The following is a 464-nucleotide window of genomic DNA, read 5'->3' as shown; positions in this document are numbered from 1 at the left end:
GAGAATGAGATGGGTGATAAAAAGAAACCCAAGAAGAAACCCAAGAAGAAGGAAAAGAAGAAGGGAAAGAAGAAATCTGTGAGGAAAATTCCCTCCATCTTATAGTCATCGTCCCGCTCGGAAGATTAATGCAATAGATTTTAGTCCGGGCGGGATAAACAAAAAATTGGAGTAAGGGCAAAATGATAATCATTATTGAAGGGACTCCGGCGGTCTGGCCAAAAAAAGAAATTACTTGGTTTAACAAATCCGGCATAAAGCGCAAAAAGCCGATTGTCTTTTCCAAATCGACAAATAAATGGAAGGCATGGAAACAGGCAATTGGAATCGCCATGAATCAGGCCTTATCTGATTCGCCTTTGGAATCTTATGCCAGGTCAGAAGCATTATCTATTTCCATGCTCTTTGTCCTGCCTAAACCGAAGAAATGTAAATATAACTGGCCTATTCATAATGGGGAAGGT

Annotated in this window: 1 protein-coding gene; it reads left to right on the top strand. The window is 40.3% G+C overall.

Translation table 11 applies throughout. The annotated features are described in order from the left end of the window. Positions 1–182: 182 nt before the first annotated feature. Positions 183–464 (top strand): hypothetical protein (locus COZ07_RS03695; protein WP_406607239.1); only part of this gene is annotated, 282 nt, incomplete at its 3' end.

The sequence above is a fragment of the Candidatus Infernicultor aquiphilus genome (assembly GCF_002784285.1).
GTDB lineage: Bacteria > Atribacterota > Phoenicimicrobiia > Phoenicimicrobiales > Phoenicimicrobiaceae > Infernicultor > Infernicultor aquiphilus.
This window is presented reverse-complemented; position numbering and strand designations above follow the sequence as displayed.